This is a genomic window from Rhizobium sp. BK060 (assembly GCF_014193145.1).
Lineage (GTDB): Bacteria > Pseudomonadota > Alphaproteobacteria > Rhizobiales > Rhizobiaceae > Rhizobium.
In genome coordinates this window covers 168,007-190,841 of the sequence record NZ_JACHYW010000004.1, presented here as the reverse complement: position 1 = coordinate 190,841, position 22,835 = coordinate 168,007, and the positions used below count along the sequence as shown (strand labels likewise).

Below are 22,835 nucleotides of genomic sequence, written 5' to 3'. Positions count from 1 at the left end.
CATGTTTGTGGAAGACGAGTTTGTCATAAGGCGCCTTCGCGCCAGTCGCGTATCCATCTCATTGCTGGTTGCATTCGTGGCTTTCGCCGCGTCGATAGTTATGACATTCGGGCTCGTCACGACGGTTTACGCCGAAGAAAGCCAGCAAAAGGTCGAGCAACTCGCCGGTCTCGTTCGACCGAACGACGTCAACAGCGGCTCCCTCCTTTTTCCCGCTAAGGAGCCCGGCTTCTTTATCGAGGCACCACGCCTGAAGACCGACGTCCAGATGGACGTCTCCGGCCCCATCGCCCGCGTCAGGGTCACCCAACGATTCCAGAACCCGAGCAAGGGCTGGGTTGAGGGTACGTATGTCTTTCCGCTCCCGGAAAACTCCGCTGTCGACGTGCTGAAGATGCAGATCGGCGAGCGCTTCATCGAGGGTCAGATCAAGCCGCGTCAGGAAGCGCGCGAAATCTACGAACAGGCAAAGGCGGAAGGCAAGAAGGCCGCTCTTCTCGAGCAGCAGCGATCCAACATCTTCACCAACCAGGTCGCCAACATCGGCCCCGGCGAAACGATTGTCGTGCAGATCGAATACCAGCAGGCCGTCCACCAGTCCGGCGGCGAGTTCTCGCTGCGCTTCCCGATGGTCGTCGCCCCCCGCTACAATCCGGCGCCGATCTTCCAGACCGTGGAATTCAACAATGGTGCCGGCTTCGCGGTCCCGACCGACCCGGTGGAAAATCGCGAGAAAATCGAGGCGCCGGTTCTCGATCCGCGCGAGAACGCGAAGATCAACCCCGTCGCGCTCACCGTCAATCTCAAGGCCGGCTTTCCGCTCGGCGACGTGAAATCCTCCTTCCATGACGTCGACATCAAGCAGGACGGCGACCAGAGCCGCACGATCTCGATTAGGGGAGAGAGCGTTCCGGCCGACAAGGACTTCGAACTCACCTGGAAGGCCGCGCCTGGCAAAACGCCAAGTGCCGGACTTTTCCGCGAGGTCATCAACGGCAAGACCTACCTGCTTGCCTTCGTCACACCGCCGGCAACGCCCGATACATCGTCGCCGACAGCCAAGCGCGAAGTCGTCTTCGTCCTCGACAATTCCGGTTCCATGTCCGGCCCGTCGATCGCGCAGGCGAAGGAAAGCCTGGCGCTTGCGATCTCGAAGCTCAACCCCGACGACCGCTTCAACGTCATCCGCTTCGACGATACGATGACCGACTATTTCAACGGCCTCGTTGCCGCCTCACCCGACAATCGCGAGAAGGCCATCGCCTATGTCCGCGGACTGACCGCAGACGGCGGTACCGAAATGCTGCCGGCGCTACAGGATGCGCTGCGCAACCAGGGGCCTGTCGCCAACGGCGCGCTTCGCCAGGTCGTGTTCCTGACAGACGGCGCAATCGGCAATGAACAGCAGTTGTTTGGCGAGATCAGCCAAAACCGTGGCGAGGCCCGCGTCTTCACAGTCGGCATCGGCTCGGCGCCAAACTCCTATTTCATGACCAAAGCCGCCGAGATGGGCCGCGGTACCTTCACCCAGATCGGCTCCGCCGAGCAGGTCGCGACCCGCATGGGAGAGCTTTTCGCGAAGCTTCAGAACCCGGCAATGACCGATATTACGGCAACCTTCGAAGGTATAAAGGCCAAGGACATCACCCCGAACCCGATGCCTGACCTCTATACCGGCGAGCCGGTCGTCCTGACCGCGGAACTGGCGGAAGAAAAACCCACCGGCAAGCTGCAGATCATAGGCAAGACCGGCATCCAGCCCTGGCGCGTCGACGTGGATATCGCCAACGCCGCCGATGGCCAGGGCATTTCCAAGCTCTGGGCGCGGCGCAAGATCGACGACCTGGAAGCCCGCGGCTACGAACGGGAGGACCGCGCTTCGCTCGACAGGGACATCTTGACGGTGGCGCTCGCCCACCACCTCGTCTCGCGTGTAACGAGCCTCGTCGCGGTCGACGTCACACCATCGCGTCCTGCAGGCGAGCCCGTCGGCTCGGCAAAGCTGCCGCTTAACCTGCCTGATGGCTGGGATTTCGAGAAGGTCTTCGGTGAGGAAGCCCCGGCCCCGACCAGCCCGCCCGATCATGCGATGGCGACGCCCCGGCAGGAGTTTGCGCAGCTGGCGGCATCGCGCATGGCTGCCGCACCTACGGCGAAGGCAGCCGGGCTGATTGCCCAGAAGTCCGCGTCGGTAAAGCTGCCGCAAACCGCAACGCGTGCAGACGAGCAGATCGTCCGCGGCATCGTCATGCTTTTTGCCGCACTGATCGCGGCAAGCGGGTTTGCCATTTGGCGCCGGCGCGTGCGCGGCGTCTTCGCAGGGGACAGGCAATGACGCCAGTGAGCTCGCGAGCCGCAGTTCGCAACCACGAAGCGGAGGAGTTCGGCCCACTTCCGACCTACCTCGAGCTCGCCATGGCGGCGGCGGCGACCGCTTACGATACTGCGACGGCGCAGGAAAGCCGCTCGCTCCTGCCCCGTCTCTGCGTCGTCGAGAAGGCCATTGTTGTGAGCATCGCCGCCCTCGCGCTGTACGGAACGGCACTGGTGGCCGACGGGCTCTACATCAAGGCCAAGGCGGAACTGTCGCAGCTTCTCCTGAAGCGGGCCTTTGCCGCCGAACTTCGCGGCGAAGACACCAAGCCTTGGCCCTGGGCGGATTTCACGACCGAGGCGGAAGTGACCGCGCCTCGCCTCGGCAAGCATGCGATCGTCCTGTCCGGCGCCTCCGGCGAGGCTCTGGCCTTCGGCCCCGCCTGGCTCGCCAATACGCCCCAACCCGGCGACGAGGGCACCTCCGTCATCGCCGCCCATCGCGACACGCATTTCCGTTGGCTGAAGGACGTCGAAGCAGGCGACGAAATCGAGGTCACACGTCGCGATGGCAAGGTTTTGACCTTCAAGGCGGGCGAAGGCCGCATCGTGCCATGGGATCAAAGCGGCATTGATCCGACAGCGCAAGGCCGCCATCTCGTGCTCGCGACCTGCTGGCCTTTCGGCGCGACGGAACGCGGCCCACTGCGCTACATCGTCGAAGCGGAACTCGTCGATCCGCAGCCAATCGGCACCGTGCCAGCGGCAAACACAAAGCCGTTATCCCAGCGCGAATGAGCTTGAAGCAGGTGTCCGACGCACCACGTTGATCTGGACAGACGACGGGACGGACCATGAGGACACTTGCAAGGCTTCAATTCGGATTTCTTCTCGCAACAGCGGCCTTGGCCGCCTCCCCCGGCCTGTCTGCCGATATCGTCAAGACGAAAACGGTTGAGGTGCAAGTCGATACAATTGCGACCGGGCTCGAGCATCCTTGGGCCGTAGAGGTTCTTCCTGGCGGCTCCTATCTTGTCACCGAACGACCGGGACGGCTGCGCATCATCCGCAACGGCAAGCTCTCCGCCCCCATCGCCGGCGTCCCTGATGTCAATGCCCGCGGCCAAGGAGGCCTGATGGACGTTGCGCTCGCGCCTGATTTTGGAATGAGCCGCAGGATATTCCTCACCGCTGCGACAAGGGCCAAGGGTGGCTCCGGCACCGAGGTCTTCAGCGCTACGCTGTCAAAAGACGGAACGAGCCTCGAGGACGTCAAATCCATCTTTGCGATGAAGCGTTTTACCAGCGGCAACATCCAGTACGGCTCTCGCATCGCCTTCGCCAAGGACGGCTCGCTTTTCATTAGCATCGGCGATCGCGGCGACAGGGATCGCTCCCAGGACTGGAAGGACGACGCCGGCTCCATCATTCACATCAGCGCTGATGGTAGCATTCCTGATGACAACCCTTTCAAGGACGGCGAAAAGGCGCTTCCGCAAATATGGTCGAAAGGCCATCGCAATCCGCAAGGCATCGCCTTCGATGCCGCCGACGGCAAGCTCTATACGGCTGAGCACGGTGCCCGTGGCGGTGATGAGATCAACGACATCGAACCCGGCAAGAACTACGGCTGGCCGATCATCACCTATGGCCGCGATTATTCCGGCGCCGAGATCGGCGAAGGCACGGCCAAGGAAGGACTTGAACAACCTCTTTATTATTGGGACCCGTCCATAGCGCCGGGAGCGCTGGCCATTTATCGCGGCAAGATGTTCCCCGAATGGGACGGCAACTTTCTCGTTGCCGCGCTGAAGTTTCAGCTACTTTCGCGTATGCAGCGCGATGATGGCGGAGCCTTTGTCGCCGAGGAGCGGATATTCGACGGCTCCTATGGCCGCATGCGCGACGTGGTCATTGCACCGGACGGCGCCCTGCTGATCCTCACGGATGAAGATGATGGTGCCTTGCTCAGAGTGTCGCGAGCGCCGGCCAACAATGATTGATGCGAAGCCTAAAGACCGGCGCGCAGTTCCTTTCGAATCACGAACTTCAGGCCGGACCATGTTTCGTCTATGGCGCAAACTTTGACGTCAACCAGTCCCAACGGCTGGAAAATCGATCTTAGGACGTCTTCGGTGATTGTCGTCGGCACCCGTGCCGCTTTCTTGGGCCAGGAAATCCACAGCATCCCGTCCGGTTTAAGGACGCCCGACAGAGCCGGTGCCATGTCTTCAAGAACTGGCCGGCGCGTTTCAAAAACGTGGCCATAGTCGAAGCGACGCTCGATCATTGATGGCAAAGCGGTCTCGACAGAGGAGAAGTGATCAAAACCTTGTATCTCGGTGATCTCGGGCACGCCGATCAACAGTGCCGCCTGCCCTTCCCTCAGGCCTAGCTTTCGCGTCAGTAAACTGCCGGAATACCCCGCCGGCGCATCATGTCCGCGCGGTGACGGCGCAGCCTCTTCGTCAGGCGATGAAACCGCTTTCGTTGTCATCCGTTTGCCTTCAGGCGCTAACGCGGTGGCGACATTCTTCACCCTTGCTCAAACGAAAGGCAACTGTTAACGCTCGGCCATACTCTCCCGCTCCCGCCCAGAGGACGAAATGACGCGCATTCAGGCGAACCTCCTTCTATTGCTTGCAGCTGCCATCTGGGGCGGCGGCTTTGTCGCGCAGTCAACGGCAATGAAGGCGATCGGTCCGTTCTGGTTCATTGGCCTGCGCTTCATGATTGCTGCAGTGGCGGTTCTGCCTTTCATGCTGCTCGAGGCACGCAAGGCGGCGGTCAAGACCGCGCCGCGCCATCTCAAGCTCTATGTGCTGACGGGTCTTGCGCTGTTTGGCGGCGCCGCAACGCAGCAGATCGGCCTGCAGACGACGACGGTGACGAATTCGAGTTTCATTACCGGGCTCTATGTCGTGATCGTCCCCTTGATCGCCGTCGTCTTCCTCCGCCGCTCTCCGCACTGGGTCATCTGGCCCGGTGCGATCATGGCCGTATCCGGCATCTACTTGTTGTCGGGCGGACAGCTCTCGGCCTTGACGACCGGCGATCTGTTGACGGTCGTTTGCGCTGTCTTCTGGGCCGGGCAGATCACTCTGGCAGGCACTACGGTATCCGAAACCGGTCGTCCGCTTGCACTCTCGACCGCCCAGTTTGCCGTGGCCGGGGCCTGTGCGCTCGCCGTTGCCATCGTCGCGGAACCGATCAGCTGGGAGGCGGTATGGGCGGCGGCCCCCGAGATCCTGTATGTCGGCCTCTTCTCCTCGGGTGTCGCCTTTTCGCTGCAGATCATCGGCCAACGCTACACGACCCCGTCGCAGGCAGCGATCTTCCTGTCTTCTGAAGCGCTCTTCGGCGCCTCGCTCGGCGCCCTGATGCTGGGCGAAACCATGCCACCGCTCGGCTACGCCGGCTGCGCGTTGATGTTTACCGCTATGCTTCTGGTTGAAGTGGTGCCCGAAATGGCACGCCGCCGTGCTTCGGACAGACTGAAACCGAGCCCAAATTTGGGTTGAATGCCCAGAAAAGAAAAAAACTTTAGCTCTTGCGTAGTCGCGTTATTGTTGCATTCTTGGCAAAATCTGCTCCCAAACTATATTGCCAACGATATAAAGCGTTGATCTGCGGCGGCTGACGACCAAATTTTTGCTCTAGACGCGCGAAAATGCCGTTCAAAGAGGCGTATCGGCACAGAGGCGTTAAAAAACTTTTGCTTGCCAAAATTTAATAATCGCAGCACTCTCACCGTGTTCGGGCATTTTGCGAGCATGGGAAGTCCTTAGGAATGTGCGCGCCGGAGACGCTAATATTCCGGTCAACCAGTTGCAACAACGCGGGCGTCAGTTCCGTGGCGAATCTGGTTGAGCTAGAGGGGACCTTTTTCTCACATTTCAATGATTGCCTGCTAACGTCTCCGCAAGGAGGCAATATCAGTGATGCTGCCCGTGTGGATGGCGGGCAGAGATAAAAGGACCTGACGCATGGCCGAGACTGGCACTGTAAAATTCTTCAATACCGACAAAGGTTTTGGCTTTATCAAGCCGGACAAGGGCGGCGCCGACATCTTTGTGCACATTTCTGCCGTTCAGGCTTCTGGCTTGGCCGGACTGACGGAGAATCAGAAGGTTAGCTTCGACACGGAGCCGGATCGGCGCGGCAAGGGCCCCAAGGCTGTCAACCTGCAGATTGCAGGCTGAGCCTCCAGCCAACGCTGTCAATTCGAGTTGAAGCCCGGCAGCGATGCCGGGTTTTGTCATTCAGCCTGCATTCACATCGCGGCCCTTACCTTGCCATCATCAAGGTGCAGAACCGGAATCGGTTGAAACAGGGAAACACAAATGAACAGGCTTGCGAAAACGCTCCTCATGACGGCAACTGCTGCTGCCCTCACCGTATCATCGATCAGCGTTGCGTCCGCCGGTGATTGGCATCGCCACCACCACAACGACGACGCCCTCGTCGGCGGTGCCGTAGGCTTGGCAACAGGTCTTATCGTTGGTTCTGCCATCGCCAGCGCCCCGCGTTATGATGAGCCGCGCTACATCGATCCCCCCTATGAGCCGGAATACGACGCCGCTCCGGTCTATCGCGCGCCCCCGGCTCGCTATTATCGTGCCGACGTCGAGCCCTGGACCCCGCAGTGGGAGCGCTATTGCTCCTATCGCTACCAGTCCTTCGACCCGCGTAGCGGCACCTACATCGGCTACGACGGTCGCAGCCACTTCTGCACAGCTGGCTGATCGTCGCACGATATGATGGAACACGAAGCGCCGCTTTCAGCGGCGCTTTCATTTTGTCGGTCAGATCCCCTGCAGGAACGGGTTGCTGCGTCGCTCATCACCAATGCGGCTGCCCGGCCCGTGCCCGCAAATGAAGCCGACGTCATCGCCCAGCGGCAAAACCTTGTCGCGGATCGAATCGAGCAGTTGCTGGTGGTTGCCCCCCGGCAAATCCGTCCGACCGATCGAGCCGTTGAACAGCACGTCGCCCAGATGGGCAAAGTTCTGCGCGCGATTGACATAAATGACATGGCCCGGCGCGTGGCCCGGCGTGTGATAGACTTCGAACTCGTGAGTGCCGAAGGAAACCTTATCACCGTCCTTCAGCCAGCGGTCGGGAACGACGTTCTGCATGCCCGGCGGCAGACCATATTTCTGCGCCTGCGTCTCGATCCGCTGCAGCAGAGGAAGATCATCCTCATGCGGGCCGACGATATCAATACCTAGAGCCTCCTTGAGCTCCTTCGCACCGCCGGCGTGGTCAAGATGGCCGTGCGTCAGCCAGATTTCCTTGATACTGAAACCGTTCGACTTGATGGCATCAAGGATCGCCGGCACATCCCCGCCCGGATCGACCACGACGCCCTCCTTCGTCTCAGGATCGAAGAGGATCGTGCAGTTCTGCTGAAAGGGTGTCACCGGAATAATGCCGGCCTGGAGCATGCCCATGAGTGCCTCGCTTCTCTATGTCCTGTGTCCCTATAGTCCGAAACCGCGCCGTGCACAGCCCGGGATTTATCGAACGCAGCGTCAGGCAAAGACCGTCGACACCTGGGCCCAGGTTTATCTGGGCCCAGGTGTCGGCATCGGTTCCGTTCGAATTTAACACATTGATACAATCGTTTACCGGCGAGACTGGGCGCGCGGGAACATCGTCATCAACCAAAACGTTACCTGCCTGTACAAGACAAGGAGAAACGAGATGACCTTGAAGCGAAATCTGTTCCTGGCCGGCGCGATCGTCGTGGGAAGCGCCGGTCTTGCCCAGGCGGACATGGTTGCCACGGCCATCAACGATCTGAACGTTCGTGCCGGCCCCGGCCCGCAGTATCCTTCCATCGGTATGGTGACACGCGGCTCGCAGGCCATGCTTGACGGCTGCATCCAGGGAAGCCGTTGGTGCCGTGTTGACGTCAACGGCGTCCGTGGCTGGGTCTATGCACAGTATCTACAGGTTGAACAAGCTGGCAACAGCGTCATCGTCGAACAGCACCAAGCCGATCTCGGCGTTCCCGTCGTGACCTATGAGACAACGGCGAGTGTCGCGCCTGCCGATCCGGCACCAGGTGACGAATTGCTGGGCCCGGTTGGTTCCGTCGAAGCGATCAGCCCGCCTGAAACTGTTACGACCTATGTTCAAACCAATCCGGCCCAGACCGTGCGCCTCCGCGGAGATGTCGTTGTCGGTGCAGCGGTGCCGGATAACGTGACGTTCCGGGAGATTCCGGACTATCAGTATCGATATGTCCGCATCAACGATCGGCCGGTTCTTGTGGACCCCGGTACTCGCCGCATCGTTTATGTCTACAACTGACCATGATGCACAACATGGAAAAGGCGCCTTCGCGCGCCTTTTCTTTGACGGCAGCGTGGAAAACTTTCACGCATGGGTTGCTCTCCATTCCACTTTACATTCAACCATGATAAAATACTGAAATTCAGACGATATCCCTGCTCCCAGTCGGACGTCGGATCGCCTGTATGGCTGGCTATCCTTTCGGACCGCGCAGCCGGCAGCGGCGTTTTGAGGAAACGCAAAGGAGGGAAATCGTGGAAGCCTTATTGCCTATCATCACACAAGTGATAGCAGGTGCCGTCGGCGGCAATGTTGCGAGCGGCGCACTGAAGCAGGTTGCGATCAATACCGTTGCCCGGACGATCGCCGGCGCAATCGGCGGCATCGGCGGCGGCATGCTGCTCAGCATGGTCGGTGGAGAAGCCGCAATGACCGGCCTCATTGCTGACGGCATAGGCGGCTTGATCGGCGGCGGCATCCTGTCGACGATCGTCGGCGCGGTAGTCGCTCGCGCGAGGTAGACAGCGCATCGAAAAACGGCCGAGCTCGCGAGGAACTCGGCCGTTCCTGCTGGTCAAGATCACTCGGCCGCTGCAGCGGCTGGATATACCTCTTTCATGTAGTCGTTCATCAGCGTTTCGCTGATCGTGGCCGGCGTGAATTTATGTGGACCGATTTCCGAGACCGGCGTCACCTCTGCCGCAGAGCCCGTCAAGAAGCACTCGCTGAAACCCGGAAGCTCCTCCGGCATGATGGCGCGCTCGATCACCTCGATCCCGCGACGCTTCGCGAGTTCGATCACCGTCTGTCGCGTAATGCCGTTCAGGAAGCAATCCGGCGTTGGTGTGTGGATGACATCATCCTTGACGAAGAAGATGTTTGCCCCGGTCGCTTCCGCCACCTGGCCACGATAATCGAGCATCATGGCATCGGCATACCCCTTGGCTTCGGCCGCATGCTTTGAAATCGTGCAGATCATGTAGAGACCGGCGGCCTTCGATGCGCAAGGCGCTGTCTTCGGATCGGGCCGGCGATACTCGGCAATATCGAGCCGGATGCCCTTCAGCTTCTCGGCCGGATTGAAGTAGCTCCCCCACTGCCAAATGGCGATCGCGACATTGATCCGGCTTGCTTGCGCGGACACACCCATCATCTCGCTGCCGCGCCAGGCAATTGGGCGGACATAGGCATCGGAAAAGCCCTGGCGCTTCAGGAGCTCGATCGTCGCCGCATCCAGCTCAGAAACCGAGTATGGTACCTTGAAGCCGAGAATCTCGGCCGACGTGTGCAGGCGCTGGTTATGTTCCGTCAGCTTGAAGACCCGGCCACCATAGGCGCGCTCACCTTCGAACACCGCGCTTGCGTAGTGGAGCCCATGGGTCAGCACGTGGATCTTTGCGTCTTTCCACGGCACGAACGCCCCGTTGAACCAGATTTCGCCATCCATTTGATCAAAGGGAACTGAAGCCATTTCGCACTCCTCCGGCGCCCGCACGCCATTGCTGTTGATTGTTGTCCCCAATACGTTTTATCCACTCACGCAGGGGAAAATTACGCATTGTAGTGAAGTTTGCGAAGTCGGGCCAAATTTCCAGTGGAAATGGCGTCCTCTTCCCGCTTCGCAACGCTTAGGGAAGCTAGCAACGGCGCAGAGATACGTCAACAATGCTGACATATTTTTACGAAAGCTTGCCCCGAGGTGCGCAACAAGAAAGGAAATGCCAAATTGGCACGCCAGACGAGCCCGAAGGCGGGCAAGCCCGAACCGCTGAAAATGCCGATGGAAGACACGGAAACCATCGATTTCGAGATCATCGAGCTTCTGTTCTTTTCCTATCGTGACTTCGTTTCCGATCCTGACGCCATTCTTGCGGAGATCGGTTTCGGCCGGGCGCACCACCGCGTCGTTCATTTCGTTAACCGCAACCCCGGCATGACGGTTGCCGATCTGCTGGATACATTGAAGATTACCAAGCAGAGTCTCGCAAGAGTGCTCAAACAACTCATCGATTCGGGGTATATTCGTCAGATTGCGGGGCCTGAAGACAGGCGGCAGCGCAAGCTCTATCCTACCAAGATGGGGCGCGAGCTGGCCCTTGCTCTGGCAGAGCCGCAATCGCGCCGTATTGAGAGAGCATTCGACGGGGCTTCTCCGGAGGTACGGGAGGGCATAAAGGCCTTCCTGAGGGGTATGCGTAACAGACAAAACGCGAAAGCAGACTGAATGGCGACAAAGACAGTGATTTCGGACGACGCTGCGCACTTGCTTGTTGTGGATGACGACACGCGTATCCGCGCTCTGCTCAACCGCTATTTGACCGAGAACGGGTTCAGGGTGACGGTGGCCGCAGACGGTGCTGAGGCGCAACGCAAGCTCGCCGGACTGGATTTCGACCTCATCATCATGGACGTCATGATGCCGGGCGATTCCGGGATCGACGTGACCAGGGGCCTGCGCACGATCAAGAACGTGCCGATTATCATGCTAACGGCACTGGCGGAATCGGGCAGCCGCATCGCCGGACTGGAGGCGGGCGCCGACGATTATCTGGCCAAGCCCTTTGATCCGCGCGAACTGGTGCTGCGCGTCAACAACATCCTGCGCCGCAATGTCTCGAACGATGCGCCGAAGATCGAACAGGTGATGTTCGGACCATATACCTTCTCGCTGACGCGCAAGGAGCTGAAGAAGGCCTCCGAAGTCGTCCGGTTGACGGATCGCGAGCAGGAAATCATGCTGCTGTTTGCCAAGCGCGCCGGCGACACGATTCCGCGGCATGAGCTTATCGGCAACGATGTCGATGTCGGCGAGCGCACCATCGATGTGCAGATCAATCGCCTGCGACGCAAGATCGAGGACGATCCCGCAAATCCGGTCTGGCTGCAGACGGTTCGTGGTATAGGATACCGATTGAGCATCGATTGACAGTCGCAACCCCGGGACCAGCGACCAAATGGTGACATTCGACTCTCTTCGGCGCGAAGACCGTTCGCCCACCCGCGGATGGCGGTGGATGATCCGCAGATTACGGCTCTATCTGCCGACCGGCCTCTACGTCCGCTCGCTTCTCATCATCATCATCCCGATGTTGCTGCTCCAGTCCGTTGTCGCGGCCTTGTTCATGGAACGCCACTGGCAGATGGTGACGCAGCGCCTCTCTGCTGCGGTCACACGCGACATCGCCGCGGTCATCCAGATCATCGAGACCTACCCGCAGGATACGGATTACAGCGAGGTCACTCACATAGCACGCGACCAGCTGGGCCTGCAGATCTCGATCGAGCCGGACGGCGATCTTCCGCCGCCACGAACCAAGCCCTTTTTCTCAATCCTTGATGGCATCCTGAGCGACGAGATCAGCGACCAGGTCAAACGCCCGTTCTGGATCGACACATTGGGCGATTCCAATCTCGTCGAGATCCGCATCAAGCTCGAAGACAAGATCCTTCGCGTGCTGGCAAGACGCAGCTCGACCTACGCCTCCAACACCCACATCTTCATCGTCTGGATGGTCGGCGCTTCGCTGGTGCTGATCGGCATATCGATCCTCTTCCTGCGGGGACAGATCCGACCGATCCTCGCGCTCGCAAACGCAGCAGAAAGCTTCGGCAAGGGTCAGAAGGCTGACAACTTCCACCCGCGCGGTGCAGACGAGGTTCGCCGCGCGGGCCTTGCCTTCATTCTGATGCGCGAGCGCATCGAGCGGCAGATGGAGCAGCGCACCGCGATGCTGACCGGAGTGAGCCACGATCTGCGCACGATCCTGACCCGCTTCAAGCTGCAATTGGCGCTGGCCGGCGACAATCCCGACCTGCACGGCCTGAACGACGACATCAACGACATGCAGTCGATGCTCGAGGCCTACATGGCTTTTGCACGAAGCGAAGTCGAAGAAGACGTCGGCGAAGTGAAGCTCAGCGACCTCTTTGCAAAGCTTGAGACCGATTTCGAACTTCACGAGGGCAAGACACTCAAATACTCCATAGAGGGCGAGGACGGTATTGCGGTGCGTCCAAACGCCTTCACGCGCCTTGTGACGAACCTCGCCTCGAATGCTCGCCGCTACGCCAGCACCCTCGACGTCAACGCCAAACACAGCGCCAAGTGGCTGACGATCACCTTTGACGACGATGGTCCGGGTATTCCCGAGAAAAACCGCGAGGATGTCTTCAAGCCATTCTTCCGGCTCGATGAAGCGCGCAATCTCGATGCCTCGGGCACCGGCCTCGGCCTTGCCATTGCCCGCGACATCGCCCGAAGCCACGGCGGCAACGTCACGCTCGGCGACAGCCCTCTGGGCGGTCTGCGGGCGACCGTGCGCCTACCCGCGTGAAAAACAGATGACGATCGATACGGCGCCAATGACATGGCTGAACCCGCCGCCTCGCTCCGAAGAGCGCAACGGCGACCTGCATGTCTGGTCCGGACCGAAGACGGACTTCTGGCAAGGAACCTACTACGGCTTTCACCGCGACGACGCGCATTTCCTGCATCAGCCGCGGCAGGGCGACTTCACGGCCGACGTATCCTTCTCCGCACGCTATGAGGAGCTCTACGACCAGGCCGGCATGATGGTTCGGGCCGACGCGACGCATTGGATGAAATGCGGGATCGAATATACCGATGGAGCAATGCACTTCAGCGTCGTCGTCACCAACCGCAACTCCGACTGGTCAGCCTTTCGGCTCGACCACGCATTCGACCGCATGGGCGTGCGCGTAACGCGAACTGGTGATGCTCTGTTCATTCAATACAGAACAGACCGCATGGAGGACTGGCGCATGGCGCGGCTTGCTTGGTTTGATCCGGCATTTGTGGAGGTTGCCGTCGGTCCGGCATTCTGCTCGCCCCAACGCGCCGGTTTTGAAGCCGTATTCCATGCTTTCTCGCTGAGCGACCCACTGTCGCGCGAGATCCACTGATCACATCAGCTTCTTGCCGTTCGGCACTGGCTTATCGGTTGCCGCAAGAACGATGGCGCCGGCTTCGTCCTCGAAGCCGAGCGTCAGGACTTCTGAGCGGACCGGGCCGATCTGCCGCGGCGGAAAGTTGACCACACCGAGAACCTGCCGACCGATCAGGCTCTCGGGCGTATAGTGAACGGTGATCTGGGCCGATGATTTCTTGAGGCCGATTTCCGCCCCGAAGTCGATCAACAGCTTGAAGGCCGGCTTCCGTGCTTCCGGGAACGGGCTCACTTCGACAATCGTACCGACGCGGATGTCGACACGTTCGAAGTCGGCATAGGTGATTTCGTCAGCCATGTTCGGATGTCCTCAGCCGGCAAGCTCTTCGGCGCGCTTGCGTGCTGCGGCAAGGGCCTTGTCGAAAAGCGGCTGCATCGCATCCTCGGCCATGAGAACGGACAACGCAGCCGCCGTCGTGCCGCCCGGCGAGGTCACGTTCTGGCGCAGGCGTGAGGCGTCGTCGGGGGACTGGTGCAAAAGCTCACCAGCCCCCGCGACAGTTTCCCGTGCAAGGCGCATGGCAAGGTCCGCCTGCAAGCCAAGTTTACGGCCTGCCTCTGCCATACACTCGACGAGATAGAACACATAGGCCGGTCCGCTTCCCGACAGCGCCGTGACAGCATCAATATCGGCTTCGGTTGGAACCCACTCGACGGGACCGGATACTTGCAAGAGAGAATGGACGTGCTCGCGCTGCGCAGCCGTGACGCGCGTATTGGCGAAGGCGCCCGTGACGCCGCGACCGACCATGGCCGGCGTATTCGGCATGGCGCGCACCATCGCAGCCGCGCCGAGATGCCCCTCAAGGAACGAGAGCGTCTTGCCGGCTGCGACGGAAACGACCACCGTCTCGGGCCCGATCGTGCCCTTCACCGGCGGCAGCACGGCTTCCATCACCTGCGGCTTGACCGCGAGGAACAGGACACCTGCCGTCAATCCGGCCGGAGCGGAGGTAACGTGGGTCACGCCGGCATCGTTGATGGTCTTCATCATCTGGTCAGACGGACCGGGATCGACAACCACGATGCAGGAACCGGCCACGCCGCTCTTCAGCCAGCCGGAGAGCATTGCGCCCCCCATGTTGCCGGCACCGATGAGAACGACAGGACCTGAAGATGCGGATGACATTTACGCCTCGCCGACCGTTTCGAAGAGAACCGCTTCCATCGCGCGGTTCGCCTCCATGCCGGACCAGATCACGAATTGGAAGGCCTGATAATACGCCTCGCAGGTGTCGAGCGCACTAGCAAGCAGAACCTCGACCTGCCGATTGGTCGGCTCGGCACCACCGGCGAGCAGCAGCGATTGGCGGAAGATGATGACGTCTTCCTGGCGCCAAAGATCGAAGTGTCCCATCAGTACCTGACCGTTGATCGCGGCCAGAAGCTTGGTGACTTCGTTGACACGCTGTTCGGGAACCTTGACGTCGAAGGCGCAGCCCAGGTGCAGCGCCTCGAACTCTTCCATCCAGGAAAAGGAAACGTGGTAGTCGGTCCACTTCCCTTCAACCGTCATCGCAATCTCGTCATCGCCCGACCGCTCGAAAGACCAGTCGTTATTGGCGGCGACGTACTCGATCATATCGACCGGGTTCGACTGACGCTCGACTTCCAATTCCATGAGGCTCATGCAGCACCTTCTTGACCGGAGTGAATGCGAACCAACTTCGTCAACGAGACACAAGGAGAACACACGCAACAGCCGGAACCACCAACCCTGATGACCGTTGAACCGCTACCAGACTTAACGCAGTCAAACCTGCCTGGAGCTTACCAACCGCTTCGAATCATCATTTAAAATCAGTGTATAACGGGCTAGGCGACACGCCAGCCCCTCACAGCCGTTTTAGGGAACGGCACTGTGGAAAGCTTTTCGGTTTTAGATTCAGAAGGAGGGTTTAACTGACTCTGCCCATTGATCTTTTTGGCAGTGTCCACAGGTGGATAACGGCACCTGGTTTTTAGGTCGCAGCCGCGGCGTGTCTCATAAAGGCCACACCACGGCCTGTGTCACAACGGGAATTACTTGCCTTTGGCGGCAAGCTTTTCTTCCAGCGCCGCGATGCGGGCAAGCAGGGCGTCGTTTTCATCGCGTGCCTTGATCGCCATTTCGCGTACGACCTCGAATTCCTCGCGCTTGACGATATCGAGCGTATTGAGCCAGCGCTCCGCCTGCGCATTGAAGGCTGTCTCGATTTCCTTGCGCACACCCTGGGCCGCGCCGGCGGCATCCGTCATCAGCTTGGCGAACTCGTCCATGATGCGGTTTGCTCCAGTCGTCATGGCGGTTTTCTCCCTTTGCAACATACCACTTAGGGCCTCTTTAGCCCCTCAAGAATGAGGTAGGGCTTCGCCACCAAGGATGCAAGCGCTTTGCTCTGGATAAGCCTGCTCGTAGGCTTCCGATCGCCAACAATCGACTTGACCGCTCTTGATCCCAGCGCCATCTTCCGCCCACATCGAGCTTGGCGCGCCTTCAGAAAAAGGACGCCTTGAACTGAAGCGCGTTGACGTCCGACCGGTCACTCCATAGGGCTCACGCCAGCGAATGGGAAAACCTTGCCGACAGTAGCCAATCTCATGGCGATCATGCCCTTCCCCGAGATCGACCCGATCGCCTTTTCGCTCGGTCCACTCTCAATTCACTGGTACGGACTTGCTTATGTCGCCGGCATCATGCTCGGCTGGTATTATGCGCGTCAGATCGCCGGTAACAACAAGCTGTGGGGGGGCGATGTTTCACCGATCACCAAGGTGCAACTCGACGATTTCATCATCTGGGTCGCGCTCGGCATCGTTGTCGGCGGCCGCATCGGCTACATCCTCTTTTATGATCTTCCGTCGGTGATCGAGAGCCCAATCCGGGCCATCCAGATATGGAACGGCGGGATGTCGTTCCATGGCGGACTGACGGGCACTGTCATCGCGATGATCATCTTCGCACGTCGCAACGGCATACCGATCTGGAGCCTGTTCGATGTCGTCTCGGCAGTCGTCCCGATCGGCCTGTTTTGCGGCCGCATCGCGAACTTCATCAATGGCGAACTGTGGGGCCGCTTGACGGACGCGCCTTGGGGCATGGTTTTCTGCAACCAATACATCGAGAAGACCAACGGCTATTGCCCCGGCGGCGACTTTGTTCGCCACCCCAGCCAGCTTTATGAGGCAGGCCTGGAGGGCGTCGTGCTGCTCCTGGTTCTCGCCCTTCTGATCTACAGCTTCCGCGCTCTGAAGGTTCCCGGTTTCGTCACCGGCGTCTTTGCCTGCGGCTATGCGCTCTCTCGCATCTTCGTTGAATTCTTCCGCGAACCGGATGCCCAGCTGGGCTACCTGCTGGGTACCGATTGGCTCACCATGGGCATGGTGCTTTCCACGCCGATGGTTCTGCTGGGAATCTGGGCCATGCTTCGAGCCCGCCGTCAGGCTGCTCTGCAGCACTGACCGCGGCTGGACAGGAGGGGGATCCATGAGCACCGCGCTCGGTGAGAAGATCAAGGCTATCATTCAGGCGAACGGCCCGATCAGCGTCACGGACTTTTTCTCGCTGTGCCTCGCCGATCCGGAACACGGCTACTACAGGACGCGCGAGCCGTTCGGGCGCTCGGGAGACTTCGTGACGGCGCCCGAGGTCAGCCAGCTCTTTGGCGAGATGATCGGCGTCTTCGTCGTACACGCCTGGCAGCGGCACGGAACACCCGCAGGCGTCCGCCTCGTCGAGATCGGCCCCGGCCGCGGCACCATGATGTCGGATATGCTGCGTGTCATTTCCCGTATCGCGCCGCCCCTCTTTGAGGACATGACGGTGCACCTCGTCGAAACCAGCGCACGCTTGCGCGACATCCAGCAGGAGACGCTGGCGTCCTATGGCGACAAGGTCAGCTGGCATCAGGGTTTCGATGAAGTGCCGCCGGGATTTTCGCTCGTCGCGGCAAATGAGTTGTTCGATGCCATTCCGATCCGTCAGTTCGTGAAGACGCCGGCGGGCTTTCGTGAACGTATGGTCGGCGTCGACGCAGCGGGCGAACTGACGTTCGGTGCCGGCGTGGCAGGGGTCGATCCAAGCCTTCTCCCCTGGCCGGAAGAGGACGTGCTCCCGGGAACGGTGTTTGAAGTCTCGCCGGCACGCCAGTCAGTGATGCTCGCGATCTGCGATCGGCTGAAGGAATGTGGCGGCACGGCTGTCGCCATCGACTACGGGCATCTCGTGAGCGGCTACGGCGATACGCTACAGGCGGTGCGCATGCATGAGTATGACCCGCCGCTGGCGCATCCGGGCGAAGCGGACCTGACGAGCCACGTCGATTTCCAGGCGCTGGCACAGGCCGCGACTTCAGCCGGCGTCTACGTCAACGGCATGCTTCGCCAAGGCGATTTTCTTGTCGGCCTCGGCATTCTCGACCGCGCCGCCGCTCTTGGCCGGGATCGCGAAGCACATACGCGGCAAATTATCCAAACGGCAGTCGATCGGCTGGCCGGCGAAGGTGAAGGGCGCATGGGCGAACTCTTCAAGGTCTTGGCGGTCTCGCACCCGGCCCTGGATTTGATGCCCTTCCGTTCAGTGGATTGACAGCCCGAGCGCTGCTGGGCCAACATCCGCGGCAATCGACAAGGCTTTGCCATGCGAAATGGCGCGTAAGCAATTCAAGCAATCTTGGAAGTTTTAATGACACAAGCAGCATCTCCGGCACCGATCCAAAGCGCGCTGCTGAAAGAGGCAACCGGTGACGCGATTCTCCACGGCTATTTCACCCGGCAAGGCGGCGTTTCAAACGGCATCTATCGCGGCCTGAACGTTGGCCTCGGCTCGAACGACGAGCGCGAGAAGGTTCAGGAAAACCGTCGCCGCGTGGCAAGCTGGTTTGAGTTGCCCGTCGAGCGTCTTGCTACCGTGCACCAGGTCCACTCCCCTGATGTGGTGATCGTCGACAAAGACTATGATGGCTCCCGTCCTGCAGCGGATGCGATGGTAACGGCAACCCCCGGAATAGCGCTTGGTGTGCTGGCAGCCGATTGCGGACCAATCCTGTTCGCCGACCCGGAGATTGGTGTGATCGGCGCCGCGCATGCCGGTTGGAAAGGCGCCCTTACCGGTGTGCTGGAAAACACGATCGACGCCATGGTCCGACTTGGCGCGAAGCGGGAGGCAATCGTTACCTGTCTCGGGCCATCGATCAGCCAGGCGAGCTACGAGGTCGGCCCGGAATTCGTGGAGCGCTTTGTCACACAGGATCCATCCTACGAGCGTTATTTCGTGGTTTCTGAAAAGCCCGGGCACGCGATGTTCGACCTGCAGGCGCTGACAGTCGATCGGCTTCGCGCCGCGGGTGTGCGGGCGGAAAGCCTGGGCCTTTGCACTTATCCCGACGCCGAGCGTTTCTTCTCTTATCGCCGGACCACACATAATAAGGAGCCGGATTACGGCCGGCAGATTTCTGCAATCGCAATCAGGGAGACTTGAGCGGCATGGCCTTGCACTTCGACAGACCCGAATTCGCCGTCCGACTTGCGCGTCTGACCGATAAGATGCGGGAAGAAAAGCTGGATGCCCTGCTGCTTTTCGCGCAGGAAAGCATGTACTGGCTGACCGGCTACGACACCTTCGGCTACTGCTTCTTCCAGACCCTTGTCGTCAAGGCCGACGGGACGATGGCGCTGATCACGCGCTCCGCCGACCTGCGCCAGGCCAAGCACACTTCTATCCTGGAAAATGTCCAGATCTGGGTCGACCGCGTGAATGCCGACCCGACCGTCGATCTCAAGAACCTGCTGGTCGAGATGGACCTGCTCGGTGCCAGGATCGGCGTCGAATACGATACGCATGGCATGACCGGCCGCGTTGCCCGGATGCTCGATGCGCAGTTGACGTCGTTCGGACAGATTGTCGACGCTTCCTATCTCGTCAGCCGCCTGAGGCTGATTAAGAGCCCGGCCGAAGTCGCATATGTCGAACGTGCTGCTGTTTTGGCCGACGATGCACTCGATGCGGCACTCGCGCTGACCAAGCCCGGTACGGACGAAGCGGACATTCTGGCCGCGATGCAGGGCGCCGTCTTTGCCGGTGGCGGCGACTACCCCGCGAACGAATTCATCATTGGCTCCGCCGAGGACGCCCTGCTCTGCCGCTACAAGGCCGGTCGCCGCAAACTCGATCCGAACGATCAGTTGACACTCGAATGGGCCGGCGCCTACGCGCACTACCATGCGGCAATGATGCGGACCATCGTCATCGGTGAACCGACCTATCGCCACCGTGAACTCTACAATGCCTGCTTCGAGACGATCCAGGCGATCGAAACGGTGTTGAAGCCGGGCCACACCTTCGGGGACGTGTTCGATATGCATGCGAAAATCATGGATGAGCGCGGCCTTTCCCGCCACCGTCTCAATGCCTGCGGCTACTCGCTGGGCGCCCGTTTCTCGCCGTCCTGGATGGAGCATCAGATGTTCCATGTCGGCAATCAGCAGCCGATCGAGCCGAACATGTCGCTCTTCGTGCACATGATCATCATGGACTCCGACACGGGAACGGCAATGACCCTCGGACAGACCTACCTGACGACTGACGATGCGCCGCGCGCGCTTTCCCGTCACTCTCTGGACTTCATCAGCGTCTAGAGCGGGATCCCAAAAGTGTAAGCGGCTTTCGGCTGAAATCCCGTTTATCCACTAGAGGCCGATCAGGACGCAAACCATTGCGGGCAAGAATCCGGAATTGACACATGCCGGCGCCGGCCTTCATAAAGTGCACGGGGTGCGGCACTGGGAAGGATGTAACGAAGGATGAAGCGAGTTGCGACTGCGCCAATGCTCCTTGCCTGCTTTGTCCTATCCGCCTGCAACACGACCGACGCCCTAGTCCCCCTGGTCGACATCGGCGACTCCTCCGCAAGCATGCGTTCATCGCCGGTAACGCAGGGCGACGTGGAACGCATGGCAGGATCGCCGCCACGCCAGCAGGCTTTTGCCTCCGAACAGCGATCGAACGGATATCACCCTGCCTACAGCCAGACGGGCTATCGGCAGGGTTCCGGCGCACCGCCGACCACGATGGAAGCCCAGGCTATGGCGCTCGAAGGCGACACGCGCTCGTCCGCCGCCTCCGCTGCGATAAAAGCCGAGGCGCTGCCTGAGCCGGTGTCCAACGCCCAGGCCGAAGAAGAAGACATGGTGGAAACGCCCCCGCGTGAGCCGCCACGGCAGCAGACCCAGACTGCCATGCTGAATGCCAGCTCGCCTTCGACACGCGCCACGACCGTCCGCTTCCTGCCGATCATCGGCGCACCGGTTCAAGCCGTCACGCCGCTTTCGCGTCAACTCGGAGCCGAGGCGCGCTCGCACGGGTTTTCGATCAAAAGCTCGAACGACAGCTCCAGCGCCTACATTCTGAAAGGATATCTCTCCGCCTTTTCCGACAGCGGCAAGGTGACCGTGGTCTACGTCTGGGACATTCTCGATGGCGGGGGTGCACGCCTGCACCGTATCCAGGGACAGGAAAGCGTGCCCTCGCAAGCGCAGGATCCCTGGGCCGGCGTTCCCGCCTCGGTCATGCAGCAAATCGCCTCGAAAACCATCACCGAATTCTCAACGTGGCGCGACGCTCGTGGCGGTTAAGCCACAAGCTTTTTTTGAAATATGAGCCGAGATGACGCGTTAGCCCTTGCATTCAGGAGCAAGCTGACTAAAAAGCGCGGCTATCAGCAGGTAATAGGCGGACCAAGATGAAGGTTTTCGCAGGCAATTCGAACCGGCATCTCGCCGAAGCGATCTGCAACTATCTCAATGTGCCCCTGGGCAAAGCCAGCGTCAGAAGATTTGCCGACCAGGAGATCTTCGTCGAAATCCAGGAAAACGTCCGCGGCGAGGACGTGTTCGTCGTTCAGTCGACGTCTTTCCCGACGAACGATCATCTCATGGAACTGCTTATCATGATCGATGCGATGCGCCGCTCGTCCGCGCGCCGTATCACCGCCGTCCTTCCCTATTTCGGCTATGCCCGTCAGGATCGCCGCGCCTCGGGGCGTACGCCGATCTCGGCCAAGCTCGTGGCGAACCTCATTACGGAAGCCGGCGCCGATCGTGTGCTGACTCTCGATTTGCATGCGGGCCAGATTCAGGGCTTCTTCGATATTCCGACGGACAACCTCTACGCTATCCCGGTCCTGACCCGCGATATCAAGGCGAAACACGACATCAGCAACGTCATGGTCGTTTCGCCGGACGTCGGCGGCGTCGTTCGTGCCCGCGCGCTCGCCAAACGCCTCGACTGTCTGCTGGCGATCGTGGACAAGCGCCGCGACCGCCCGGGTGAATCCGAAGTCATGAACATCATCGGCGAAGTTGAAGGCAAGGACTGCCTGCTGATCGACGACATCGTCGATTCCGGCGGCACGCTCTGCAATGCCGCCGATGCGCTTCTTGCCCAGGGTGCTGCAAGCGTCACCGCCTATATCACCCACGGCGTTCTTTCCGGCGGCGCGGTTACCCGCATCACCTCTTCGAAGCTGCGCGAACTTGTCATCACTGACTCCATCCAGCCGACGACCGCTGTCCAGTCGGCCCACAACATCCGCGTCGTGAGCACGGCAAGCCTGATCGGCGAAGCCATCAACCGAACCAGCCAGGAAGAGTCGGTCTCCAGCCTATTCGACTGAACCGCTACAAAATTCTGAACGACCGCTGAGGTTTGAACTTCTCCGAAAATGCAACTTGCGCTAGGATTTAGAAAGAAATCCAGCTGTGAGGGGAAGAATAATGACGCTCGCCGGATTCCTGTCGCTGCGACAGCTCGCTCTGCTTGCACTCATCCCGCTTCTTTGCGCCTGCACGGTCGACGTTGGGCCCAGTTATTCGCGTCCGCGTCCGCCGCCTCCTCTTCGCCCGGCCGGGCCGCAGATGTGCACCATGGAATATGCTCCTGTCTGCGGCCAGCGTGGAGCGCGTGTCCAGACATTCTCCAACGCGTGCCAGGCCCGCGCCGCCAACTTCACGGTCATCAGCCGCGGCCAGTGCCGCCGACAGCCCGGCATAACAATCCGCCCGCAGCCTCCCGCACCGCCGCGACCCGGTGGCATCTGCACCCGCGAATACCGGCCGGTCTGCGGCCAGCGTGGACCGCAGATGCGGACCTTCCCGAACGCCTGCGAAGCTGGCAATGGCGGTTTCCGCATCATAAGCCAGGGGACGTGCCGGCGGTGAAGCAGCAACCCTGACGGGCGGCTTTTGTGTGCGCGGGAGCCGAAGCGCATCTCACGAGAT

Annotated in this window: 26 protein-coding genes; 19 read left to right on the top strand and 7 right to left on the bottom strand. The window is 60.3% G+C overall.

Annotated features, from left to right (window positions below):
- Nucleotide 1 precedes the first annotated feature (1 nt).
- From FHT71_RS06395 to FHT71_RS06385, 3 genes are read left to right on the top strand one after another with little or no spacing between them, the layout of a single operon-like run.
- A complete protein-coding gene (locus tag FHT71_RS06395; protein WP_183719293.1) occupies nt 2-2,335 on the top strand; it encodes a marine proteobacterial sortase target protein in 2,334 nt (777 codons plus the stop codon).
- Nucleotides 2,332-3,111 carry a class GN sortase gene (locus tag FHT71_RS06390; RefSeq protein WP_183719291.1) on the top strand — a complete coding sequence of 260 codons (780 nt, stop codon included), beginning with the start codon at nt 2,332-2,334 and terminating at the stop codon, nt 3,109-3,111. The genes FHT71_RS06395 and FHT71_RS06390 overlap by 4 nt, the downstream gene beginning before the upstream one ends.
- Nucleotides 3,112-3,167: 56 nt before the next feature.
- Nucleotides 3,168-4,316 (top strand): PQQ-dependent sugar dehydrogenase, encoded by a 1,149-nt coding sequence (locus FHT71_RS06385; RefSeq protein ID WP_132588759.1) that lies wholly within the window; start codon nt 3,168-3,170, stop codon nt 4,314-4,316.
- An 8-nt stretch (nt 4,317-4,324) separates the two neighbouring features.
- Here the strand turns inward: FHT71_RS06385 and FHT71_RS06380 are convergent, their stop codons facing one another.
- Nucleotides 4,325-4,810: a DUF3052 domain-containing protein gene (locus FHT71_RS06380; RefSeq protein WP_132588871.1), complete on the bottom strand. Its 486-nt coding sequence runs from the start codon at nt 4,808-4,810 to the stop codon at nt 4,325-4,327.
- Nucleotides 4,811-4,919: 109 nt separating this feature from the next.
- On the opposite strand from FHT71_RS06380, the gene FHT71_RS06375 reads away from it, so the two are divergent.
- The 3 genes from FHT71_RS06375 (at nt 4,920) to FHT71_RS06365 (ending at nt 7,058) form a co-directional block, all read left to right on the top strand.
- Nucleotides 4,920-5,834 carry a DMT family transporter gene (locus FHT71_RS06375; RefSeq protein ID WP_132588760.1) on the top strand — a complete coding sequence of 305 codons (915 nt, stop codon included), beginning with the start codon at nt 4,920-4,922 and terminating at the stop codon, nt 5,832-5,834.
- A gap of 465 nt (nt 5,835-6,299) precedes the next feature.
- Nucleotides 6,300-6,515: a cold-shock protein gene (locus tag FHT71_RS06370; protein ID WP_007534130.1), complete on the top strand. Its 216-nt coding sequence runs from the start codon at nt 6,300-6,302 to the stop codon at nt 6,513-6,515.
- A 141-nt stretch (nt 6,516-6,656) separates the two neighbouring features.
- The gene (locus FHT71_RS06365) at nt 6,657-7,058 is read left to right on the top strand and encodes a BA14K family protein (RefSeq protein ID WP_132588761.1); all 402 of its coding nucleotides are present in this window, start codon (nt 6,657-6,659) and stop codon (nt 7,056-7,058) included.
- Between the two features lie 60 nt (nt 7,059-7,118).
- On the opposite strand, the gene FHT71_RS06360 is transcribed toward FHT71_RS06365, so the two are convergent.
- Entirely contained in the window at nt 7,119-7,766 is a 648-nt protein-coding gene (locus FHT71_RS06360) for an MBL fold metallo-hydrolase (protein WP_132588762.1), read from the bottom strand.
- A gap of 253 nt (nt 7,767-8,019) precedes the next feature.
- Here FHT71_RS06360 and FHT71_RS06355 point away from each other — a divergent pair, with 253 nt between their 5' ends.
- Nucleotides 8,020-8,631, top strand: a complete 612-nt coding sequence (locus FHT71_RS06355; RefSeq protein WP_132588763.1) for a DUF1236 domain-containing protein — start codon at nt 8,020-8,022, stop codon at nt 8,629-8,631.
- 236 nt (nt 8,632-8,867) lie between these two features.
- Nucleotides 8,868-9,134 carry a hypothetical protein gene (locus tag FHT71_RS06350; protein ID WP_007790016.1) on the top strand — a complete coding sequence of 89 codons (267 nt, stop codon included), beginning with the start codon at nt 8,868-8,870 and terminating at the stop codon, nt 9,132-9,134.
- Between the two features lie 59 nt (nt 9,135-9,193).
- Here FHT71_RS06350 and FHT71_RS06345 read toward each other — a convergent pair whose 3' ends face one another.
- Nucleotides 9,194-10,084: a branched-chain amino acid aminotransferase gene (locus FHT71_RS06345; protein WP_183719289.1), complete on the bottom strand. Its 891-nt coding sequence runs from the start codon at nt 10,082-10,084 to the stop codon at nt 9,194-9,196.
- A gap of 255 nt (nt 10,085-10,339) precedes the next feature.
- Here FHT71_RS06345 and FHT71_RS06340 point away from each other — a divergent pair, with 255 nt between their 5' ends.
- From FHT71_RS06340 to FHT71_RS06325, 4 genes are read left to right on the top strand one after another with little or no spacing between them, the layout of a single operon-like run.
- Complete coding sequence (locus tag FHT71_RS06340; RefSeq protein WP_007790010.1) at nt 10,340-10,837, top strand: MarR family transcriptional regulator; 498 nt, start codon at nt 10,340-10,342, stop codon at nt 10,835-10,837.
- A complete protein-coding gene (locus FHT71_RS06335) occupies nt 10,838-11,539 on the top strand; it encodes a response regulator transcription factor (RefSeq protein WP_007790008.1) in 702 nt (233 codons plus the stop codon).
- 28 nt (nt 11,540-11,567) lie between these two features.
- On the top strand, nt 11,568-12,947 hold the full coding sequence (locus FHT71_RS06330; protein WP_037082050.1) for an ATP-binding protein: 1,380 nt from the start codon (nt 11,568-11,570) through the stop codon (nt 12,945-12,947).
- 7 nt (nt 12,948-12,954) lie between these two features.
- Entirely contained in the window at nt 12,955-13,536 is a 582-nt protein-coding gene (locus FHT71_RS06325) for a DUF1349 domain-containing protein (RefSeq protein ID WP_183719287.1), read from the top strand.
- On the opposite strand, the gene FHT71_RS06320 is transcribed toward FHT71_RS06325, so the two are convergent.
- From FHT71_RS06320 to FHT71_RS06305, 4 genes are all read right to left on the bottom strand, one after another.
- Entirely contained in the window at nt 13,537-13,878 is a 342-nt protein-coding gene (locus tag FHT71_RS06320; protein WP_007790002.1) for a tRNA-binding protein, read from the bottom strand.
- 12 nt (nt 13,879-13,890) lie between these two features.
- Nucleotides 13,891-14,709: a pyrroline-5-carboxylate reductase gene (proC, locus tag FHT71_RS06315; RefSeq protein WP_183719285.1), complete on the bottom strand. Its 819-nt coding sequence runs from the start codon at nt 14,707-14,709 to the stop codon at nt 13,891-13,893.
- On the bottom strand, nt 14,710-15,210 hold the full coding sequence (locus FHT71_RS06310; protein WP_132588767.1) for a YbjN domain-containing protein: 501 nt from the start codon (nt 15,208-15,210) through the stop codon (nt 14,710-14,712).
- A gap of 392 nt (nt 15,211-15,602) precedes the next feature.
- Complete coding sequence (locus FHT71_RS06305; RefSeq protein ID WP_007534115.1) at nt 15,603-15,863, bottom strand: accessory factor UbiK family protein; 261 nt, start codon at nt 15,861-15,863, stop codon at nt 15,603-15,605.
- 276 nt (nt 15,864-16,139) lie between these two features.
- Between FHT71_RS06305 and lgt the strand changes: the two genes are divergently transcribed.
- The 7 genes from lgt (at nt 16,140) to FHT71_RS06270 (ending at nt 22,775) form a co-directional block, all read left to right on the top strand.
- Nucleotides 16,140-17,021 (top strand): prolipoprotein diacylglyceryl transferase, encoded by an 882-nt coding sequence (gene lgt / locus FHT71_RS06300; RefSeq protein WP_183719283.1) that lies wholly within the window; start codon nt 16,140-16,142, stop codon nt 17,019-17,021.
- Between the two features lie 25 nt (nt 17,022-17,046).
- A complete protein-coding gene (locus FHT71_RS06295) occupies nt 17,047-18,147 on the top strand; it encodes a class I SAM-dependent methyltransferase (RefSeq protein WP_132588768.1) in 1,101 nt (366 codons plus the stop codon).
- A 96-nt stretch (nt 18,148-18,243) separates the two neighbouring features.
- Nucleotides 18,244-19,038: a peptidoglycan editing factor PgeF gene (pgeF, locus tag FHT71_RS06290; protein WP_132588769.1), complete on the top strand. Its 795-nt coding sequence runs from the start codon at nt 18,244-18,246 to the stop codon at nt 19,036-19,038.
- A gap of 5 nt (nt 19,039-19,043) precedes the next feature.
- Complete coding sequence (locus FHT71_RS06285) at nt 19,044-20,195, top strand: Xaa-Pro peptidase family protein (RefSeq protein WP_132588770.1); 1,152 nt, start codon at nt 19,044-19,046, stop codon at nt 20,193-20,195.
- A gap of 165 nt (nt 20,196-20,360) precedes the next feature.
- Nucleotides 20,361-21,191: a hypothetical protein gene (locus FHT71_RS06280; protein ID WP_132588771.1), complete on the top strand. Its 831-nt coding sequence runs from the start codon at nt 20,361-20,363 to the stop codon at nt 21,189-21,191.
- 107 nt (nt 21,192-21,298) lie between these two features.
- Complete coding sequence (locus tag FHT71_RS06275; RefSeq protein WP_007789981.1) at nt 21,299-22,231, top strand: ribose-phosphate pyrophosphokinase; 933 nt, start codon at nt 21,299-21,301, stop codon at nt 22,229-22,231.
- A 100-nt stretch (nt 22,232-22,331) separates the two neighbouring features.
- Nucleotides 22,332-22,775 carry a Kazal-type serine protease inhibitor domain-containing protein gene (locus tag FHT71_RS06270; RefSeq protein WP_132588773.1) on the top strand — a complete coding sequence of 148 codons (444 nt, stop codon included), beginning with the start codon at nt 22,332-22,334 and terminating at the stop codon, nt 22,773-22,775.
- The last annotated feature ends 60 nt before the right edge of the window (nt 22,776-22,835 follow it).

What these genes read in the sequence shown, in the direction of transcription:
- FHT71_RS06395 (WP_183719293.1), top strand. Translation starts at nt 2, where the DNA reads ATGTTTGTGGAAGACGAGTTTGTCATAAGGCGCCTTCGCGCCAGTCGC.
- FHT71_RS06390 (WP_183719291.1), top strand. Translation starts at nt 2,332, where the DNA reads ATGACGCCAGTGAGCTCGCGAGCCGCAGTTCGCAACCACGAAGCGGAG.
- FHT71_RS06385 (WP_132588759.1), top strand. Translation starts at nt 3,168, where the DNA reads ATGAGGACACTTGCAAGGCTTCAATTCGGATTTCTTCTCGCAACAGCG.
- FHT71_RS06380 (WP_132588871.1), bottom strand. Translation starts at nt 4,810, where the DNA reads ATGACAACGAAAGCGGTTTCATCGCCTGACGAAGAGGCTGCGCCGTCA.
- FHT71_RS06375 (WP_132588760.1), top strand. Translation starts at nt 4,920, where the DNA reads ATGACGCGCATTCAGGCGAACCTCCTTCTATTGCTTGCAGCTGCCATC.
- FHT71_RS06370 (WP_007534130.1), top strand. Translation starts at nt 6,300, where the DNA reads ATGGCCGAGACTGGCACTGTAAAATTCTTCAATACCGACAAAGGTTTT.
- FHT71_RS06365 (WP_132588761.1), top strand. Translation starts at nt 6,657, where the DNA reads ATGAACAGGCTTGCGAAAACGCTCCTCATGACGGCAACTGCTGCTGCC.
- FHT71_RS06360 (WP_132588762.1), bottom strand. Translation starts at nt 7,766, where the DNA reads ATGGGCATGCTCCAGGCCGGCATTATTCCGGTGACACCCTTTCAGCAG.
- FHT71_RS06355 (WP_132588763.1), top strand. Translation starts at nt 8,020, where the DNA reads ATGACCTTGAAGCGAAATCTGTTCCTGGCCGGCGCGATCGTCGTGGGA.
- FHT71_RS06345 (WP_183719289.1), bottom strand. Translation starts at nt 10,084, where the DNA reads ATGGCTTCAGTTCCCTTTGATCAAATGGATGGCGAAATCTGGTTCAAC.
- FHT71_RS06335 (WP_007790008.1), top strand. Translation starts at nt 10,838, where the DNA reads ATGGCGACAAAGACAGTGATTTCGGACGACGCTGCGCACTTGCTTGTT.
- FHT71_RS06330 (WP_037082050.1), top strand. Translation starts at nt 11,568, where the DNA reads ATGGTGACATTCGACTCTCTTCGGCGCGAAGACCGTTCGCCCACCCGC.
- FHT71_RS06325 (WP_183719287.1), top strand. Translation starts at nt 12,955, where the DNA reads ATGACGATCGATACGGCGCCAATGACATGGCTGAACCCGCCGCCTCGC.
- FHT71_RS06320 (WP_007790002.1), bottom strand. Translation starts at nt 13,878, where the DNA reads ATGGCTGACGAAATCACCTATGCCGACTTCGAACGTGTCGACATCCGC.
- proC (WP_183719285.1), bottom strand. Translation starts at nt 14,709, where the DNA reads ATGTCATCCGCATCTTCAGGTCCTGTCGTTCTCATCGGTGCCGGCAAC.
- FHT71_RS06310 (WP_132588767.1), bottom strand. Translation starts at nt 15,210, where the DNA reads ATGAGCCTCATGGAATTGGAAGTCGAGCGTCAGTCGAACCCGGTCGAT.
- FHT71_RS06305 (WP_007534115.1), bottom strand. Translation starts at nt 15,863, where the DNA reads ATGACGACTGGAGCAAACCGCATCATGGACGAGTTCGCCAAGCTGATG.
- FHT71_RS06295 (WP_132588768.1), top strand. Translation starts at nt 17,047, where the DNA reads ATGAGCACCGCGCTCGGTGAGAAGATCAAGGCTATCATTCAGGCGAAC.
- pgeF (WP_132588769.1), top strand. Translation starts at nt 18,244, where the DNA reads ATGACACAAGCAGCATCTCCGGCACCGATCCAAAGCGCGCTGCTGAAA.
- FHT71_RS06285 (WP_132588770.1), top strand. Translation starts at nt 19,044, where the DNA reads ATGGCCTTGCACTTCGACAGACCCGAATTCGCCGTCCGACTTGCGCGT.
- FHT71_RS06280 (WP_132588771.1), top strand. Translation starts at nt 20,361, where the DNA reads ATGAAGCGAGTTGCGACTGCGCCAATGCTCCTTGCCTGCTTTGTCCTA.
- FHT71_RS06275 (WP_007789981.1), top strand. Translation starts at nt 21,299, where the DNA reads ATGAAGGTTTTCGCAGGCAATTCGAACCGGCATCTCGCCGAAGCGATC.
- FHT71_RS06270 (WP_132588773.1), top strand. Translation starts at nt 22,332, where the DNA reads ATGACGCTCGCCGGATTCCTGTCGCTGCGACAGCTCGCTCTGCTTGCA.